This window comes from Haematomicrobium sanguinis DSM 21259 (assembly GCF_000688395.1).
In the GTDB taxonomy this organism is placed as follows: Bacteria; Actinomycetota; Actinomycetes; order Actinomycetales; family Micrococcaceae; genus Haematomicrobium; species Haematomicrobium sanguinis.
In genome coordinates, this window is sequence record NZ_JIAG01000017.1 from 1 (window position 1) to 17,593 (window position 17,593).

At 60.9% G+C, this 17,593-nt stretch carries 11 protein-coding genes; 2 read left to right on the plus strand and 9 right to left on the minus strand.

Going from position 1 to position 17,593, the window contains the following annotated elements; genetic code table 11:
* A partial coding sequence (locus O148_RS18005; RefSeq protein WP_205618193.1) for a hypothetical protein occupies positions 1 to 465 on the plus strand: 465 nt, incomplete at its 5' end.
* Here the strand turns inward: O148_RS18005 and glgB are convergent.
* From glgB to O148_RS18010, 9 genes are all read right to left on the minus strand, one after another.
* Complete coding sequence (gene glgB, locus O148_RS0112880) at positions 396 to 4,067, minus strand: 1,4-alpha-glucan branching protein GlgB (RefSeq protein ID WP_026531248.1); 3,672 nt, start codon at positions 4,065 to 4,067, stop codon at positions 396 to 398. The genes O148_RS18005 and glgB overlap by 70 nt on opposite strands.
* A gap of 49 nt (positions 4,068 to 4,116) precedes the next feature.
* Entirely contained in the window at positions 4,117 to 5,898 is a 1,782-nt protein-coding gene (gene treS / locus O148_RS0112885; RefSeq protein WP_026531249.1) for a maltose alpha-D-glucosyltransferase, read from the minus strand.
* A complete protein-coding gene (locus tag O148_RS16585; RefSeq protein WP_035746155.1) occupies positions 5,898 to 7,904 on the minus strand; it encodes an alpha-1,4-glucan--maltose-1-phosphate maltosyltransferase in 2,007 nt (668 codons plus the stop codon). Before O148_RS16585 ends, treS begins: the two co-directional genes overlap by 1 nt.
* A 171-nt stretch (positions 7,905 to 8,075) precedes the next feature.
* A complete protein-coding gene (locus O148_RS0112895; RefSeq protein ID WP_026531250.1) occupies positions 8,076 to 9,857 on the minus strand; it encodes a class I mannose-6-phosphate isomerase in 1,782 nt (593 codons plus the stop codon).
* Positions 9,857 to 10,807 (minus strand): ROK family protein, encoded by a 951-nt coding sequence (locus O148_RS0112900; protein ID WP_026531251.1) that lies wholly within the window; start codon positions 10,805 to 10,807, stop codon positions 9,857 to 9,859. Before O148_RS0112900 ends, O148_RS0112895 begins: the two co-directional genes overlap by 1 nt.
* Positions 10,804 to 12,189 (minus strand): sugar porter family MFS transporter, encoded by a 1,386-nt coding sequence (locus O148_RS16590; protein WP_051620207.1) that lies wholly within the window; start codon positions 12,187 to 12,189, stop codon positions 10,804 to 10,806. Before O148_RS16590 ends, O148_RS0112900 begins: the two co-directional genes overlap by 4 nt.
* A gap of 123 nt (positions 12,190 to 12,312) precedes the next feature.
* Positions 12,313 to 13,311: a LacI family DNA-binding transcriptional regulator gene (locus O148_RS0112910; protein ID WP_026531252.1), complete on the minus strand. Its 999-nt coding sequence runs from the start codon at positions 13,309 to 13,311 to the stop codon at positions 12,313 to 12,315.
* Positions 13,312 to 13,335: 24 nt separating this feature from the next.
* On the minus strand, positions 13,336 to 14,124 hold the full coding sequence (locus O148_RS0112915) for a class I SAM-dependent DNA methyltransferase (RefSeq protein ID WP_051620208.1): 789 nt from the start codon (positions 14,122 to 14,124) through the stop codon (positions 13,336 to 13,338).
* A gap of 108 nt (positions 14,125 to 14,232) precedes the next feature.
* On the minus strand, positions 14,233 to 14,766 hold the full coding sequence (locus O148_RS18010) for a hypothetical protein (protein ID WP_026531254.1): 534 nt from the start codon (positions 14,764 to 14,766) through the stop codon (positions 14,233 to 14,235).
* 222 nt (positions 14,767 to 14,988) lie between these two features.
* Between O148_RS18010 and glgP the strand changes: the two genes are divergently transcribed.
* Positions 14,989 to 17,589 carry an alpha-glucan family phosphorylase gene (gene glgP / locus O148_RS0112925; RefSeq protein ID WP_205618194.1) on the plus strand — a complete coding sequence of 867 codons (2,601 nt, stop codon included), beginning with the start codon at positions 14,989 to 14,991 and terminating at the stop codon, positions 17,587 to 17,589.
* The last annotated feature ends 4 nt before the right edge of the window (positions 17,590 to 17,593 follow it).

The following is a 17,593-nucleotide window of genomic DNA, read 5'->3' on the forward strand; positions in this document are numbered from 1 at the left end:
CGACAGGGAAGCCCGCAGTCATGGCCAACCAATAAACAAAAATATTGGTATCAACAAACAAATGACACACTATTGAGATATCAAACAACAACCACGCCGACACCAGCTGATCCGAACTCGGCTGAGGCCTTCGCCTCACAAGTCCTTCACGATCAACATCGCTCCGGCGCAACTTTTCTAGCTTACACCCTTCAGATCCTCTTTGCAAGTCCTGCGCGAAACTTTTTTCTCAGCCGCCTACAAAACAGACCCCGAAAGGTCTCTCGCAGTTGGATAAGAGTTCCGCTCCTTGCCTTTTCGGCGTCTGAAGCGCGGATATCAACTCTAGCACCACAAAATCCGAAAGCGCAACTGCGATCGCACGTGATCTACGCCACGCCTCAAAACCTGTGGATTTACGCGGATTTTGGCTTCAAGAAGACGGCACCGAGCGGCGGAACCCGCAAGCTCAATGACGCGGGCTGACCATCATACTCACCAGCACTTGCCACGAGCCCGGAAGCATTGACCACGCCTGACCCGCCGAATTCGGATGCGTCGGTGTTGAGCACCTCGTCCCACTCGCCTGCCACGGGCACGCCGATCCGATAATCCTCGTGCGGACCGCCGGCAAAGTTCACCACAAAAACTACCGGGCGACCCGCGCCATCGGTGCGGCTAAACGCTAAAACGTTCGCATCGCCGTCGTGCGCTTTGATCCAGGCAAAGCCGCGCGGCTCGGTGTCCAACTCATGCAAAGCCGGTGTTGAGCGGTAGAGCTCGTTCAGCGCCTTGACGAGAAGCATCACCCCGCGGTGCGCTGGCTGCTCGCTCATCCACCACTCAAGCCCGTGCTCCTGACTCCACTCGCCCTCCTGGGCAAACTCGGTTCCCATGAAGAGCAACTGCTTGCCCGGGTGCGCCCACTGGAACGCCAAGTACGCGCGCACATTGGCGAGCTGTTGCCAGCGATCGCCGGGCATCTTGCGCAGCAACGACCCTTTGCCGTGCACCACTTCATCGTGAGAGATCGGCAAGATGTAGTTCTCCGAATACGCGTACACCATGGAGAAGGTGATCTTGTCGTGGTGCCACTTGCGGTTGACCGGGTCCTCCTCCATGTATTGCAGCGAATCGTTCATCCAGCCCATATTCCACTTGAACCCGAAGCCGAGCCCGCCCTCGGACGTGGGTTTGGTGACACCGGGGAAAGAGGTGGATTCTTCGGCAATCATCATGATCCCCGGATAGCGCTTGTACGCGGTGGCATTGGTTTCCTGCAGGAACGCGATCGCCTCCAGGTTCTCGCGGCCGCCGTACCGGTTGGGACGCCACTGCCCGTCCTCGCGCGAGTAATCCAGGTAAAGCATGGAGGCGACGGCGTCGACGCGGAGCCCATCGACGTGAAACTCCTCAAACCAGTAGAGCGCGTTCGCCACCAGGAAGTTGCGCACCTCATTGCGGCCAAAATCGAATATCAGCGTGCCCCAGTCCGGGTGTTCGCCAAGCGCCGGGTCCGCATGCTCGTAAAGCGGCTCGCCGTCAAAGCGGGCGAGCGCCCACTCATCCTTCGGGAAGTGCGCGGGAACCCAATCGACGATCACGCCGATCCCCGCTTGGTGCAGCGTGTCCACGAGGTACCGGAAATCATCCGGGTGCCCAAAACGCGAGGTCGGCGCGTAATACCCGGTGACCTGGTATCCCCAGGACCCGCCGAAGGGGTGCTCGGCGACCGGCATGAATTCGACATGCGTGAATCCCTGCCACGTCACGTATTCGACCAATTGCTCGGCCAGTTCCCGGTACCCGAGCCCCGGCCGCCACGATCCCAAATGCACTTCATAAATACTGATGGGGTCCGCGTGCGGCTGGGATGCCGCGCGGCGCGCCATCCACTCTTGGTCACCGAATTGATAGTGAGATTCGACGACGATGCTTGCGTTCTCCGGCGGAACTTGCGCAAATCGGGCTACTGGATCCGCTTTATCTCGCCACACCCCGTCCTTGCCAAGCACCTCATACTTGTAGAGCGCACCGGCTTCGACACCGGGAATGAAGATTTCCCAGATACCCGAGGAACCCAGCGAACGCATCGCCGCGCCGGTGCCGTCCCAACTGTTGAAATCACCATTGACGCGCACCGCTTGGGCATTGGGCGCCCAGACCGCGAAAGCGGTACCGGCCACGTCGCCAAGCTTGGAGGAGTAATGCTTGGTGTGCGCGCCGAGCACTTTCCACAGTTCTTCGTGACGGCCCTCGGCAATCAGGTGCAAATCAAGTTCGCCGAGCGTGGGGAGGAACCGATACGGGTCATCGATCAGGTACGGCTCGGAGTCAGGGTAGGTGACCCCGATCCGGTAATCCGGGATCCGTCCCGGGCTCTCGGCGGGGATGCTCGCGACCCAGATGCCGTCCACCTCGTGGTGCATCGGGTATTCGGCGCGTTCGGTGACCACGTCCACTCGATCGGCGAACCTCTTGAGGGTGCGGATCTGAACGGTGTTCTCATCAATCAGATGCGCGCCGAGCACGGCGTGCGGCTGGTGGTAGCGCCCGGCCGCGACCAGGCCGAGAGTGGTCGCATCCGGGCTCGACTCGTCGTGGCGTTGCATATCGGTGCTGTCCCCGTCTTGGACGGCCACTTCCGGCGTAGCTACTTCCGCCGCTGCCGCCGCTGCCGCGTCCGGGCCGCCGAGAAGTATGCGCAACGCCTCGGCGGGGATCGGCACAAACTCGGGCCGGTTTCGCAGTTCGTAACGCACCTCGTAGAGTGCTTTGTCAGCCAGAAGCGCGGTCAACAGCGGATCATCCTTGAGCGGGACGGGGGCCGTCGAATTGTACCCGCCGAGGAACGCCCGCTGCGCCGCGGCGCTGAACTCGGCCCGGCGCTGGCCGCCCGCCCAGGACGCGTAATCGAAGGAACGCAGCATTCCCGCTACATCGCGGGCGGGAATGTCTTGCTGCCCGCGATCCGAGTGCTCGCGAAGCGGTTCGCCCTCGAAGTCGAGGATGAACCAATTACCGGCACCTTCAAAGAGCAGCTGGCCCAGGTGAAAATCACCGTGAATAAGTTGCAGGGTCGGCATTTCATCCATGGCAGCGGCCTCGTCAATAATGCGGTCTAAGGCCGCGGCGGGGTCCGCGGAATCGGCCGCCGAAGCCTCGGCGCCCTCAACTCGTGCCACGACCTGCTCCCACTGTGCCCGCAACCGATCGGTCAGCGCGCTCATGAACGCGATCCGCGCCGACTCGGTTGGCGTCGACGAGCCATAAACGCGCCGCAAATCGCGGTGCATCCTCCCGGTCACTTCGCCAATTGCTTGAGCGTGTTCGGTGAAGTCGGCACCGGATGCGGCCAGGCGGGACGCCATCTCATAGGCCTCCTGGGTTTCGGCCAGGAATTCTCGGACCACGCAGACGTCCCCGCGAACCGGCGCCTCGCCCCCGGAAGAGGTATCTTCCATCCAGGAGCACTGGAACCAGGCGTGGGTTGCCGGCACATATTCAGCGCCGGCGCCCTCGAGCCCCGAGGTGAGCTTGCGGTCCAGGTTTTCCCCGGGACCAATGACCCGGAAGAACTTCACCATGAGCGGCGTCCAGGCCCCCGTCACCACCACCGAGGTATTGGACTGCTCGCCAAGCAAGGGACGCACCTGCACCAAATCGGGCAACGAATGCAATTGCACGTCAGCACTCGAGCCGGCCGAAAGTAGCGCACCCGCCACTTGCGCCCGAGCCAGTTCCAGCCACTGGGTGACAAATACCGGGTCTGCGGTGCCGTCATAGACAAACGCATCCGTCTGACCCTGGCCGGCACCCTCGTGCTGCACCTTGCCGACAAACCAGCTTTCCAAATCCGGCAACTTTGACTCGCGAATGGTCAACGGGACAAAGAGAGTCGCCTGACGATCGGCGAACTTCACCTGCAGCATCAGCACTTGCAGGTCCACGATTCCCTGCGGGTCTTCGAGCGCAAAACCGCCGACTTCGAAGAGTTCAAACGTCTCGCTGGCGTGTCCGGGGAACCAACGCCGGGTGGGCAACCATTCGTGCAGCAACTGCTGTAGAGATGTGGTGAGTAGACTCATGATGCCTCGCTTCGTTGGTCGACTTTTGCCTGATAGGTACGTGTATGGATCAGTCCGACATCCCACTCCCCTGCCCAATCGCGACCGGGGCGCTAATGACCGGCATCGCCTCGGTGGCAGGATTGGTTGGATTTGAATTCTTGGATCGCATACGCAACCAGAAGAAATCGTGAGAACCGAGCGTTAAGGTGGCATCGCCGTCGTTATTAACTCCCGGGAAAATGGTGCCGCCGAAAAGATCCCGCAAGCCGCGCCCCTCGAAACCGGGCACCTTGATCGTCGCCGAAGCCGGGTGCTGCGAGAGGTTGAAGACGCACAGGATCGTTTCCTCGTTGGGATCCTCCTCGCGCGGGACGGTGCGCAAGAACGCGAGCACGGCTTCATTGTCGGCCTCGAGCTGGACGTAGTCGCCGAGCCCGAATGCGAGGTGTTGGCGGCGGATGCCGAGCATTTGGCGCATCCAGTGCAAGAGCGAGGACGAGGTCGCCATCGCGGCCTCCACGTTCACGTGCTGATAGTTGTAGACCAGCGACTGCACCACCGGCAGATACAGCTTGCCCGGGTCCGCGGTGGAGAAACCGGCATTGCGGTCCGGGTTCCACTGCATGGGGGTGCGGGAGGCATCGCGGTCCTCGAGCCAAATGTTGTCCCCCATGCCGATCTCGTCGCCGTAATAGAGGAAGGGTGAGCCGGGAAGGGAGAGCAAGAGCGCGTTGATGAGCTCGAGTTCGGCGCGCGAGTTGTCCAAAAGCGGCGCGAGTCGGCGGCGAATGCCCACGTTGGCACGCATGCGCGAGTCCGGAGCGTACCAGCCGAGCATCGCTTCGCGCTCCTCGGGTGTGACCATTTCGAGAGTGAGCTCATCATGGTTGCGCAAAAACGTACCCCACTGGGCGCCCGGCGGGATTTCCGGGTTGTCCAACATGGATTGAATGATGGGCGCCGCCTTTTGGTCGCGCAGCGCATAAAAGAGGCGCGGCATGATCGGGAAGTCAAAGCACATGTGGCATTCGGGGCGTTCAGCGGTGCCGAAATAAGCGACAACCTCGCGCGGGGGCTGGTTGGCCTCCGCAATGATGATGCGGCCGGGGTATTCGCGATCCACCATTTCGCGCAGTTCGGCGAGGAACTGGTGGGTGCCCGGAAGGTTTTCGCAATTGGTGCCCTCTTCTTCAAAGAGGTAGGGAATGGCGTCCGCGCGGAAGCCGTCGATGCCCTGGTCCAGCCAGAAGCGCACGACGCTGAAGAGCGCCTGGACAACCTTGGGATTCTCAAAATTCAGATCCGGTTGGTGGCTGAAAAACCGGTGCCAAAAGAATTGGCGGCGGATCGGATCGAAGGCCCAGTTGGACTCTTCGGTGTCGACAAAAATGATGCGGGCGTCCTCGTATTTCTCGTCGGTATCGCTCCAGACGTAAAAGTCTCCATAGGGGCCCTCCGGGTCGCTGCGCGAGGCCTCGAACCACGGGTGTTTATCAGAGGTGTGGTTGAGCGGCAGATCAATGATGACCCGGACACCGCGCTCATGCGCCTCGGTGATCAGGCGCTTGAAATCGGAGATGGTGCCGAATTCGTCGAGGACGTCATAGTAATCCGAAATGTCATAACCGCCATCGCGCAGCGGGGATTTGAAGAACGGCGGCAACCACAGGCAATCGATGCCAAGCCACTGCAAATAGTCCAACTTGTCAATGAGTCCGGTGAAGTCCCCCGAACCGTCCCCGTTGCCGTCGGCGAAGGCGCGCACCAACGCTTCATAAAACACCGCTTTTCGGTACCACTGCGGGTCATGGGTGAGTCCCGGGGTGTTGATGGAAAACGGGCTAGCCACTAAGCGCTCCTCTTAATACTCAAGATGTGTGATGGTTCCACGTGGGCATCAAGCCGCACGTAGTTCGCGGCGCCCCATTTCCAGGTTTGGCCGGTCAGCAATTCTTCCACAGTGAACTGGCCGTTCTCATCTAGGTCCTTGTCGCTAAGACCCAGCGATTCGAGGTCCAAATACACGGTGGCTTCCCGCACGCTGTGCGGGTCCACGTTGGCTACCACGATGATGGTGTCTTTGCCACCGGTCTCGCCATGATCGGCAATGTTCTCCTTGTGCTTGGAGTAGGCGATGACCGCGTCATCAGTGGTGTGTTGGATGGTCAGGTTTTGCAGGTCCATCAGCGCCGGATGTGCGCGGCGAATTTCATTGAGCCTGGTCAGGTACGGTGCCAGCGAGCGCCCTTCTTCCTCGGCGGCTTCCCAGTCACGCGGGCGGTACTGGTACTTTTCGTTGTCAATCGCCTCTTCGGCGCCGGGGCGGGCAATGTTTTCAATGAGCTCATACCCTGCGTACACACCCCATGCGGGGCTTGCGGTGGCGGCCAGCGCGGCGCGCACCTTGAAGGCTGCGGGCCCGCCGTACTGGAGGTATTCGGTCAGGATGTCCGGGGTGTTGACGAAAAAATTGGGGCGAAAGCTTGCCGAGGTTTCATGGCTGACTTCCTGGAAGTACTCTTCCAATTCCTGCTTTGTGTTCCGCCAGGTGAAGTAGCTGTAGGACTGCTGGAACCCGGCCTTGCCGAGTGCTTGCATCATCGCCGGCCGGGTGAACGCCTCGGCCAAAAACACCACGTCAGGGTACTTCTTGTTGACCCGGCCAATCAGCCATTCCCAGAATGCGAGCGGCTTGGTGTGCGGGTTGTCGACTCGGAAGATCTTGACCCCGTGTTTGATCCACAGCTTCACGACGCGCAGCACTTCCTTGGAAATGCCCTCCGGGTCATTATCGAAGTTGATGGGGTAAATGTCCTGGTACTTTTTCGGCGGGTTCTCGGCGTAGGCGATGCTGCCGTCGGCGCGGGTCGTGAACCATTCCGGGTGCTCGCTCACCCACGGGTGGTCGGGACTCGCCTGCAAGGCCAGGTCGAGGGCAACCTCCATGCCCAGTTCGCGGGCGCGCGCAACGAACGCATCGAAATCCTCAAAGGTGCCGAGGTCGGGGTGGATGGAATCGTGCCCGCCGGCCGCCCCGCCGATCGCCCACGGCGAGCCAGGGTCTTGGTCTCCCGCGACCAGCGTGTTGTTAGGTCCCTTGCGATGCGCCAAACCGATGGGATGTATGGGAGGCAAGTACACGACGTCGAACTTCATTTTCGCGACCCCGTCCAGACGTTTCGCCGCCGTGGCAAAGGTGCCCGAGGTCCACGTCCCATCCTCCGCTTGCACCGCGCCTTCAGAGCGCGGGAAGAACTCATACCACGCGCCGCGGCCGGCCGCGTTGCGTTCCACTTTGATGGGGTACGACGGCGATGAGGTCACCAAATCGCGGATCGGCGCCTGGCGGGTTGCCTCGATGAGGGACGGAGTGAGGACGCCGTCGAGGGCATCCGCCGGGGTGGCACGGTGCTTGGTGAGGTACTGGGCGGCGGACTGGTAGATGGCCGACTGTTGGTCCGGCGCGGTCGCGGCGGCGGCGGTGAAGAGGTTGATCCCTTCTTGGATCATGAGGTCTTCATCGATGCCGGCCTTGATCTTGACCGAGGCGTTGTGCAGCCAGGTTGCGAAGAGGTCCGAGTACGCCTCGATGTGGAATTCCCAGTTGCCCTCGGCGTTCGGGCGTACGGTGGTGCGGTAGCGGTCCAGGCCCTTGCCCTGTTCTCGCATCGCGGTGCGGCTGAATTCTTTGCCGCTCGGATCCGTGAGGACGGCGTGGGCGCCGAGCTTGTCGTGACCCTCGCGGAAGATAGTGGCGGCAACGGTGATGTCCTCGCCCGGCAACGCCGTGGCCGGGAACTGCCCGCCCTCGACGACGGGGTGTATGTCGGTGACCGGAATACGACCGTACGTCATCTTGTGGTCAATCCGCTTCGCCGCCCGATGGCGGGCGACTGCCGTCTCTTCGCTACGCTCTGTACTCACAGTTTCACGTTATCGGCCAGGGGTGCCGATGGAAAGTGTTGACACAAACTAATCCCGGCCGCGCCCCGTCCCGCTCGCCGCGCTCGTCGACGAGTAGAGGCCTCAGGAGCGTGCTGTCCCCCGCACATATGCCTTCAGCGTGCCGTATTCAGCGCTTTCTCCCGCCGGAACGATGCGGTACGCCCCGACGGCGGCCGGAACCACAAAGGTTTCGGCATAGTGCACCTCGAACGGTTCAAACGCGCCAGTTGGTGATTCGACGCGGACGACGTCCCCTTCGACAAGGTTCAGCACATTGACGGTCCCATCCGTATGATGCTCAACCGGTTCGCTAAACCAGTGGCGACGTGTCTCAATAAACTCCAGTTCATGCAGGCCCGTGCGTTCTTCGCGCCAGCCTTGGCCTTCGCCGATTGCCTGCACTTGATCCACGAGGTTTTGCTGTGTCCACGCGGTGTCACGGTCCCACTGAATATTTCGTGAACCGTGCTCTAAATGGATGGGGCGTGGCTTGCCGTCCAGTCCAAGCCGCCCCCAGTCCCACAGTTTGAACGTAAAGATGTATGGCGTTGCGGAGATTTCCAACACCATGGAGCCCTCGCCTGACGCGTGAACGGTACCGGCTGGAATGAGAAAATGGTCATGCTTTTTTGCGGGGAACACGTTGACAAATTTTTCAGCGTCAAAGGCGTCTCCGCCCTCTTGAGCTGTGGCCAACGCCGAGATCATTTCCTCCGGCACCACTCCCTCCTTGAGCCCAAGATAGACCTTGGCATCTTGATCGGCGTCAAGCATGTAGTAGCTCTCGTCCTGTGTGTAATGCATGCCAAAAGTGCGCTGAATATAGTCGGTCAGCGGGTGAACCTGGAGCGACAAATTGCCGCCCTCAATGGTGTCGAGGAAATCAAAACGGATCGGGAATTCGGCGCCGAAGCGGGCGTAAGTAAGTGCTCCAAGCAACTCACGCGGGTGGGAGAGCACAAGATCCATCGCCGGAATTTCCACGATCGTCCCGTCAACGTCCAGGAGCAAACTGTTCTCTTCGGGCACACAGTCAAAACACCAGGCGTATTTCTTGCCCTCCAAGTGTTTGAGACCGATCGTCTTTTCCATCCAGACCCCGCCCCAAGGACCTGGATCGAAGAAGGGGACAAGGCGGAACGGCTGGTGCGCCGCGGCTGCCAACCCGGAGCGAAGGGCGTTTCCCGAAATGAGAACCGGATCGCGGGTTGTGTCAAGAAGGAAGTCTGCCTGCTCGAGGAGGTCCCGCTTGTGATTGTCGGCGACTCGCCACTCGATGAAGAAACCGCGCTTATATTTACGCAGAATGTCTTCATCCGGGTTGTGAGTACGCCAGTTGCTACCGCCAGCACGGTACCGCTGTTGAATTTCCCAACGCGGCAAATCTGCGAGAACCAGTGCATCCGATTGCACGTCGGCAAGGGTGGCCCCCCAGCCCACCAGGGCTATATCGTCTTCTGCATCGCGCACGTCCGCGGCGAGGCTCGCAAGCGCACTTTCTTGGTAAAAATCGCGGAGGGAAAAATGGCTCATGATTCCGAACACGCGGTCATCGGTGAGATTCTGGGCCAAGAGGGCGGTCAGCTCCTCCTCGCGCAACGCGGCCCGGTCCTCAACGTTGATCACGCGCGCCGCCGGGTTGGCAGTTTTGAGGCCGGTCACAATGTCCTCCGCGGAGACTCCGGGATAGGTATCCACGACCACGAGTGCAGGTCGATCGCCGGCGTGGCTCTTAGCCGCTTCCCAAATGCGAGCGTAGCTGTCCTCGCCGCGCGTGGCTTGTTGGTCCGTCGCTGACAACCCCGCGCTCGGCACTCGAATGGTGGGGTGCTGGTCATAATTCGAGTAGCTCTCAATGTGCATTATTCACTGTCCTTTATTTTTTGTTGTCCTGCGACTTCGGCTAAGTACGCCATGCCCAAGGTGGCCGAGGCGTACACATCGGCGGCGACTGTGATCTCGGGTCGACCCCAGGTTGCCCATATCCTTTGGTTTACTTCTTCGCGGATCGTGTCAATCACCAAGTCGCTCGCATTCATGAGTCCGCCGGTGAGCACAACCATTTCTGGGTCGAGGATATGGACCAAATTGACGATTCCCACCGCCCAAACGCGCGCGCAGTGCTCCACGATTGCACGGGCAACGGCATCGCCGTCATACGCTGCTTGAGCGACGTCGGAGAACGTTCCACTCGTGCCAGCCAGAGCCGACTCGCTGACTGCCGGCCACTGTTTGACAATTGCCGGCATGGACCAGCCTCCGGCCTCGGCTTCGAGGCAACCGCGGGCTCCGCAAGTACACAGCCGTCCGGCGAACGGGTTCACCTGCTGGTGGCCGCCGAGTATGGCACCGTGCTCGTGAGGACCATGCAACGCCACACCGTCAATAAGCGCTCCGGTGCCGATCCCTGTACCGAAGGTCATGACGACGACGTCGCGCTTGCCCCGCGCCACCCCGTACCCGACTTCGCCCCAGAGCGCGGCCCGGCCATCATTTTCCACCGCTGCTGGAAGGGAAAACGTGTCCCGCAGCCAGCCACGAAGATCCACGTCAAGCATGTAGCCGACCTTGTCATAGGCGGACACCATGCCTCCGAGTTCTTGGTCGATAATGCCCGGAAGGCTCATGCCGACAGAGGTGGGCATGTCTTCAGCGGCAACTCTCCCGATCATGTTCTGACAGAACTCGGCCAAGCGATCCAGATCCGCCCGCTCCGAAGAGTGTGGCAGTCGGTCTTGAGTGAGGATGGCGCCGTCTTTGACGATTGCCACCTTAAAGCTGGTCCCGCCAACGTCGATGGAGAGCGCACTCATGGCCGGGTACCGCCTTCGGTGTTGCCCGCATTGTCAAGCACGCGTTCGCTCAGATCTTCCAGGGTGCGGCCCTTGGTTTCCTTGACGAAGAAGAGGGTTACGAAGAAGAAGACAATTCCGAAGAATCCGTAGATGAAGAAGGGCAGCGCGCCGTTCATCACCTCGACGTTGAACGTCGCTTCATTGATCATCGGGAAGGTTTGGGCGACGGCAATGTTTGCCAGCCACAACACCATAGTGGCCAGTGCAACAACTTTCGCGCGGGCCAGCGAGGGCGGCAATTCGGCGATGACCAGCCATGCGAGAGATCCGAGGGTGGCCGCGAACAAGATGATGTAGCCAATGATGAAGAACATTACCCAGGTCCCGGTAGTGCCTGTGAGATTAGCAATGCCGACGACTGTGATCATGATCGAAACTCCAAGCGTTCCAAGTAAAAGGAGCGGCTTGCGGCCCCACTTGTCCACTACGAACATTCCTAGAATGGTGCCGCCGACGTTGACGGTGCCGATAAGGACTTGCTGTGTGAAGGGATCTTGGACGTTCATTTGCGCCATCAGATCCGTGCCGTAATAGATGATGACGTTGATTCCCACTAGCTGTTGCAGTGCGGCAATGACGCAGGCGAGAATCACGACCGGCAACAGCGCCCTGGTGAAAATCTTCACGGCTTGAGCTCGTTTTTCGCGGGCGAGGTCGGCCCGGATTTGTTCCACCCGACCGGGATCTTCATTACCTTCTAGCTTGGTCAGCAGCGCGGACGCCTTCACGTCTTGGCCGCGGGCAATGAGCCAGCGGGGGCTCTCGGGAAGGAAGTATATGAGGGCCAAGAACAGGGCGGCCGGAACTGCTTCGGAACCGAGCATCACCCGCCACGCAGTAGTCAATTGCCACTGGGCGTCACCAGCATTGGCGACCAAGTTATTGACGATGTACACCACGAGAATGCCGACGGTGATGGCCAACTGGTACACGCTAGTGAGACGTCCGCGAATGTTGGCCGGAGAGATTTCGGCGATGTAAGCGGGGACGATGGCGGAAAGCCCAATGCCCAGACCGCCGATGGTACGCAGGATCCAAAATGACGTGAAATCCCAGGCGATGGCGCAACCAATGGCGCTAATGGTGTAGAGAATGGCGGCAAGGAAAAGAGTGGTGCGGCGCCCTAGACGGTCAGAGACCCAACCAGAGACAGCTGCGCCAACCACGCAACCGATAAGTGCGCTTGAGACGGCAAAACCCACCTCAGCGGCGTCAAGAGAAAAGTAGTCGCTGAGAAAGCCAATGGCGCCGGCAATAACGGCTGTGTCATAACCAAAAAGCAGCCCGGCGAGTGAAGCAATGACGGCAATGGCAACGGGATAAGCGGATCGTTGGGCCATGAAATGTCCTTTGAGGGTGTCAGGAAGTCTCCTTCAACTTCTTGAATGATAACGTTATCATTCGGGCGAAAGTGCTGGCAAGAACTTTTTTGAACGAAGTTTGCGCCGAGTCAATCCAGCCAATTAATTGGCGTCGGTGACATTGCCGCCATAGTGCAACAAACGCACAGGAAGAACGTCATGGCGCGGCGGCGCTTCTGGGTTCTCTAAGCTCTCTAGCAACAACGTGGCAGCTCGCGCGCCGAGTTCGGCGGGGTCATAACTAACCAAGCTGACCGGAGCTCGCAATAAGTCGGCAAAGTCCATGCCATCGAAACCACTGATAAGCGGCGGGGCCGCAAATCCCGCGGAAGCCTCGAGTACGCCAAGGGTTATCTGGTTGTTGACCCCGAAGAACGCATCCGGCTGGAGTTGCGAATGCAACTGTTTGGCTACACGCTTCGCGTCATCGACGCTACGGCACCCCAACCGGATGAGCGAATCATCCCGCCGTATCCCGTTCTCGCCCAGGGCCGCAAGGTACCCGCTCAGGCGAGTGGTCGTCGTCGTAATTTTTTCTTCATTGCCGATGAAGGCGATTCGGCGCGCTCCCCGAGCAATTAAATCTGCGGTGGCTTCCTGCGCGCCCCTTTCATCATCCACCGTGACCTGATTGAGGGCACCGGTCTTCCCGGCGCGCCCGGCAAGCACCGTGGGAAGTCCGGCAAACCGCGCCTCCGGCGGCGTGCTGGCAAGGGCAGGGACCGCAATCAGGCCCTCGACGCGCCACGAACGCATATCGCGAATGAGTTCGGCTTCGCGCTTGGGATCATCCTGAGAGTGCCCGAGGAGCATTCTGCGGGAGTTGGCGGTGAGAACTTCATCGATGCCGCGAGCGAGTTTGGAGTGAAACGGGTTGTCAATATTGGTCACGATGACGCCCACGAGCCCCGATTGCGAGGACCGCATGGCCGCCGCAAGGGCATTGTGCCGATAGCCGAGTTGCTGCGCTGCCGAAAGGACTTTCTCCCGGGTCGCCTGCGCGACGAGATCCGGTTTCGAAAAGGCTCGCGAGGCCGTCATCACCGCGACGCCAGCGGCAGCGGCGACGTCCTTGAGGGTGGGTTCGTGTTCAGCAGGCACTTATGCAGAATACCGGCACCGGATTCACTGTGTGAGCCGGTAGATCGATACCTGGCTGGTCGATCTGGAGGTAAAGTCCGAGCCAGACCAGTCGGAATACCTCTCATCTAGTTCAAACCCGGCGATGCGGGCCATAAGGTCGAGTTCGGCCGGCAAGATATAGCGGTGGGGTGTGCGGGAGACGGTCGCTTGCCTATGGTCAGCGTCGTTGGATAACTCGGGATCGAAGCGGAAGTGGTGCGAGACGATGAGATTGTTGACGGTGTCATAGGTGTCGATACCGAAGTAGCCCGGGCTGTGCGAAAAGACGAGGGCTTGCGGGTCGTCGCGGTGTGGGATCTTTGGCACCCCGAGCTCGATGACGAAACGGCCGCCAGGGCGCAGATGCCGGGCCGCATTGCGGAAACACTCGATCTGGGCATCCTCGGTGAGCAAATTACCAATCGTGTTGAACACGAGGTACACGAGCGTGAATTCGCCTTCGACTCGCGCCGTGGACATGTCGCCACGGACAACTGGAATGAGATCTTCGCTCGCCTTTGTGCGCAGCTGCGCGATCATCGGGCGGGAGATTTCAATGCCCGAAACCGGAACTCCGCGCTCCCGCAAGGGAAGGGCTACCCGGCCGGTGCCGATCGCGAACTCGAGCGCCGCACCGCCATCGGCGAGCCTTTCCAGTACCTCCACCGTCGGCCCCAGCACCTCCGGCGCAAACATGCCTTCGCCAGGGGTGTCATAACTTTGCGCGGAAGCGGCGTTCCACAGCTCCTCTTGATCCCCGGAAAAGGCGAGAAACGAGTGATTGGCATCCATGAATCAGTAGCGTATCACGTGTAGCACTCGCTGAGGCGCCACCGATTGGGTTCGAATTGGCCGACGCTCGAACCCAACCGGTGACACCCGTTCTAGCGCATCCGGGGTTTAGTAACCGTAGTAGCCGCCGCCGTAGTTTCCGCCATAGTTACCACCATAGGAGCCGCCATAGTTACCACCGTACGAACCTTGGTTGTAACTGCCTCCGTAGTTTCCGCCGTACGAACCTCCACCGTAAGAACCGCCATAGCTACCGCCCCCGTAGGAGCCCCCGCCGTCAGAGCCGCCGTTCCATCCGGCACCGTTTCCGGGGTACTGCGTCCAGTCGCCGTAGTCCGGGTTCGGCGGCACGTCACGGTTGTTGTTGTTTTCGATGGCGTCCCGGATGGCACCACCGATGGTGCCATCGCAATCCGCGACAGCGGAGCCAATGATGCCGCCGAGAATGGCTCCCGCGTTCCCGCTTTCCCAAAGTCCGCCCGAGCGAGTGCCCTTGGCATCATTGGCCGCGGGGATGCTGGCCTCGTAATCCTCGCACTTGGGATCATTTGCCTGCGCCGGCGCAATTGCAATCAGGCTCGCGCCCAGCGCCAGAGACAGCGCTGCCGTAGCCGTCAGTGCTCGCTTCACAACTTTGTGCATGGTGTTCCTCATTTCTTTCTCGCTTATGTGGTGCGGTTTGGGGTCAAACCAGAATCAGGCTAGGCAGCTGAAAAATCGCAACCGGAATGTTACGGCGGCACCGTAGGGGGCAGCACCTAAACCGTTGGGCCCTTCAAGAATTCACCGCACGCGACACGAATTCGCCGCAAATTAATACGTGCCCCCTCGCTAGTGGGGGGCAGGTGCGCTAACTTGACAAGTGTGAAGGCAATCAAGCGATTTACCGTTCGTACCGTCCTCCCAGAGTCCATCTCCGGCCTCTCCGACCTTGCCGGAAACCTGCGTTGGTCCTGGCACTTGCCCACCCAGCGGCTCTTCGAATCCATCGACCCGCTGTTGTGGGAGCGTAGCCGCCAAGACCCCAACGCATTCCTTGGAGCCTTGTCTCGGGAACGCCTGGAAGAACTCGCAGCGGACGAATCCGTTGTAGAACGCACCCGGGAGCTCGCAGACAACCTCGATACCTATCTGCACGGCGAGCGCTGGTACCAATCCTTGGGCGAGAGCGCGCCGGGAAGCATTGCCTATTTCTCACCCGAGTACGGCATCAGCGCGGTGTTGCCCCAGTACTCCGGTGGGCTGGGGATTCTCGCTGGTGACCACCTCAAGGAGGCGAGCGACCTCGGGGTGCCGATCATCGCCGTCGGACTTCTCTATCAGGCCGGGTATTTCAAACAGGCGCTGTCACGCGATGCCTGGCAACAAGAAAGCTATCCGGTGATGGACCCGCACGGGTTGCCATTGACCCTGCTGAAGGAGGACGACGGGACGCCCGTGCGCGTGAGCCTGGCGTTGCCCGGCGGGCGGACGCTCCACGCGGCGGTGTGGCGCGCGGATGTGGGACGGGTGCCGCTGCTGCTGCTGGATTCCAACGTGCCCGAAAACGACGAGGCCGCGCGGCTTGTCACCGACCGGCTTTATGGTGGAGGTGGGGAGCACCGGTTGCAGCAAGAGTTGCTGCTCGGCATGGGCGGCGTTAAGGCGCTGCGGGCTTTCGCGCGCCTGACCGGGGCGCCCGCACCCGAGGTGTATCACACCAATGAAGGGCACGCCGGGTTCCTCGGTATCGAGCGCGTGCGTGAGCTCACCGACACCGGGCTCACCTGGGAAGAGGCGCTCTCCTCTGGCCGAGGGTCCACGGTGTTCACCACCCACACCCCGGTTCCGGCCGGAATCGATCGCTTTGACGCCGAGCTGATCCGGCAATATTTCGCTTCTGGCGAGTTGGCGCCGGGTGTGCCGCTCGACAATATTCTGGCGCTCGGCGCCGAGGACTACGACGGCGGTGACCCCACCAAATTCAACATGGCCGTGATGGGGTTGCGCCTGGCCAAGCGCGCAAACGGCGTCGCGAAACTGCACGGCGCGGTGTCGCGGGAGATGTTCTCCGGCCTGTGGCGCGGATTTGACCCGGATGAGGTGCCGATCACTTCGGTCACCAATGGGGTGCACGTGCCCACCTGGATTGCGCCCCGCTACGTGGATCTGACCCGGGACCGTTTTGACCTGGACATTTCCGACGGTGGCTATTGGCCGCACATTTATGAGGTTTCCGACCAGGACCTGTGGGGAATTCGCCGGGAACTGCGGGAAGTTCTGGTTGCGGATGTCCGCAGGCGGCTCGCGTCGTCCTGGCGAAAGCGCGGGGCGGCGGACGCCGAGTTGGGCTGGATTGATTCTGCCTTGGATTCGGATGTGTTGACCATTGGCTTTGCCCGTCGCGTGCCCACGTACAAGCGTCTGACCCTCATGTTGCGAGACCCCGAGCGGCTCAAGCGGCTGCTGTTGGACCCGGAGCGTCCGGTGCAGCTGGTGGTGGCCGGGAAGTCGCACCCGGCCGATGAACAGGGCAAGAAGATGATTCAGGACCTCGTGCGTTTCACCGATGACCCCGAGGTGCGCCACCGTATCGTTTTCCTGCCGAACTATGACATGCGGATGGCCCGCACGCTTTTCCCGGGTGTCGACGTGTGGCTGAACAATCCCATCCGCCCACTGGAGGCCTCCGGCACCTCCGGTATGAAGGCGGCCATCAACGGCTCGCTCAACCTGTCCATCCTGGATGGTTGGTGGGATGAAATGTATGACGGCGACAACGGTTGGGCGATCCCTTCGGCCGGCACCAATTTGCCCGAGAATGAGCGCGACGACATTGAAGCGGCCGCGCTCTACGAGCTACTGGAAACCCAAGTGGCGCCGATGTTTTACGGGCAACAGGATGCGACGGGGGCCGGGGCGGCTGGCCCTGGCGCGAGAACCACGGGCATCCCCCGCCAGTGGCTCGCGATGGTCAAGCACACCATCGCGACCCTCGGTCCCAAGGTTTCCGCCGAGCGAATGCTCAAGGACTACGTCAACGACCTGTATTGGCCAGCCGCACTGTCCGGGCGCCGGTTGGACGCCGAGGACCACGCCGGCGCGCGCGATTTTGCGGCCTGGGAGTCGCGGGTGCGCGCGGGCTGGCCCGCCGTTCGGATCGAGTATGTCGATTCCAGCGGCGTGGGCGAGGAGCCGCACATTGGCGACACGTTGACCGCTAACGCGACGGTGTCCTTGGGCGAATTAGCGCCCGAGGACGTCCGAGTTGAGCTGGTGCACGGGCGCACCGACGACTCCGATGAGCTGACCGACATCGCGATCACCAACTTGTCCCCAACCGAGGACCTGGGCGGTGGCCGCTGGCACTATTCCGGCAGCGCCCCGATCTCGCACTCGGGCGCGTTCGGGTACACCGTGCGGGTGCTCCCCCACCACGAGAACCTCGCCAACAGCGCGGAATTGGGGTTGATTGCCACCGCCTGAGCGC

Excerpts from the sequence above, each read along its gene's own strand:
- O148_RS18010 (WP_026531254.1), bottom strand. The coding sequence starts at position 14,766 with ATGCACAAAGTTGTGAAGCGAGCACTGACGGCTACGGCAGCGCTGTCT.
- O148_RS0112915 (WP_051620208.1), bottom strand. The coding sequence starts at position 14,124 with ATGGATGCCAATCACTCGTTTCTCGCCTTTTCCGGGGATCAAGAGGAG.
- O148_RS0112895 (WP_026531250.1), bottom strand. The coding sequence starts at position 9,857 with ATGCACATTGAGAGCTACTCGAATTATGACCAGCACCCCACCATTCGA.
- glgB (WP_026531248.1), bottom strand. The coding sequence starts at position 4,067 with ATGAGTCTACTCACCACATCTCTACAGCAGTTGCTGCACGAATGGTTG.
- O148_RS16585 (WP_035746155.1), bottom strand. The coding sequence starts at position 7,904 with ATGACGTACGGTCGTATTCCGGTCACCGACATACACCCCGTCGTCGAG.
- O148_RS16590 (WP_051620207.1), bottom strand. The coding sequence starts at position 12,189 with ATGGCCCAACGATCCGCTTATCCCGTTGCCATTGCCGTCATTGCTTCA.
- O148_RS0112900 (WP_026531251.1), bottom strand. The coding sequence starts at position 10,807 with ATGAGTGCGCTCTCCATCGACGTTGGCGGGACCAGCTTTAAGGTGGCA.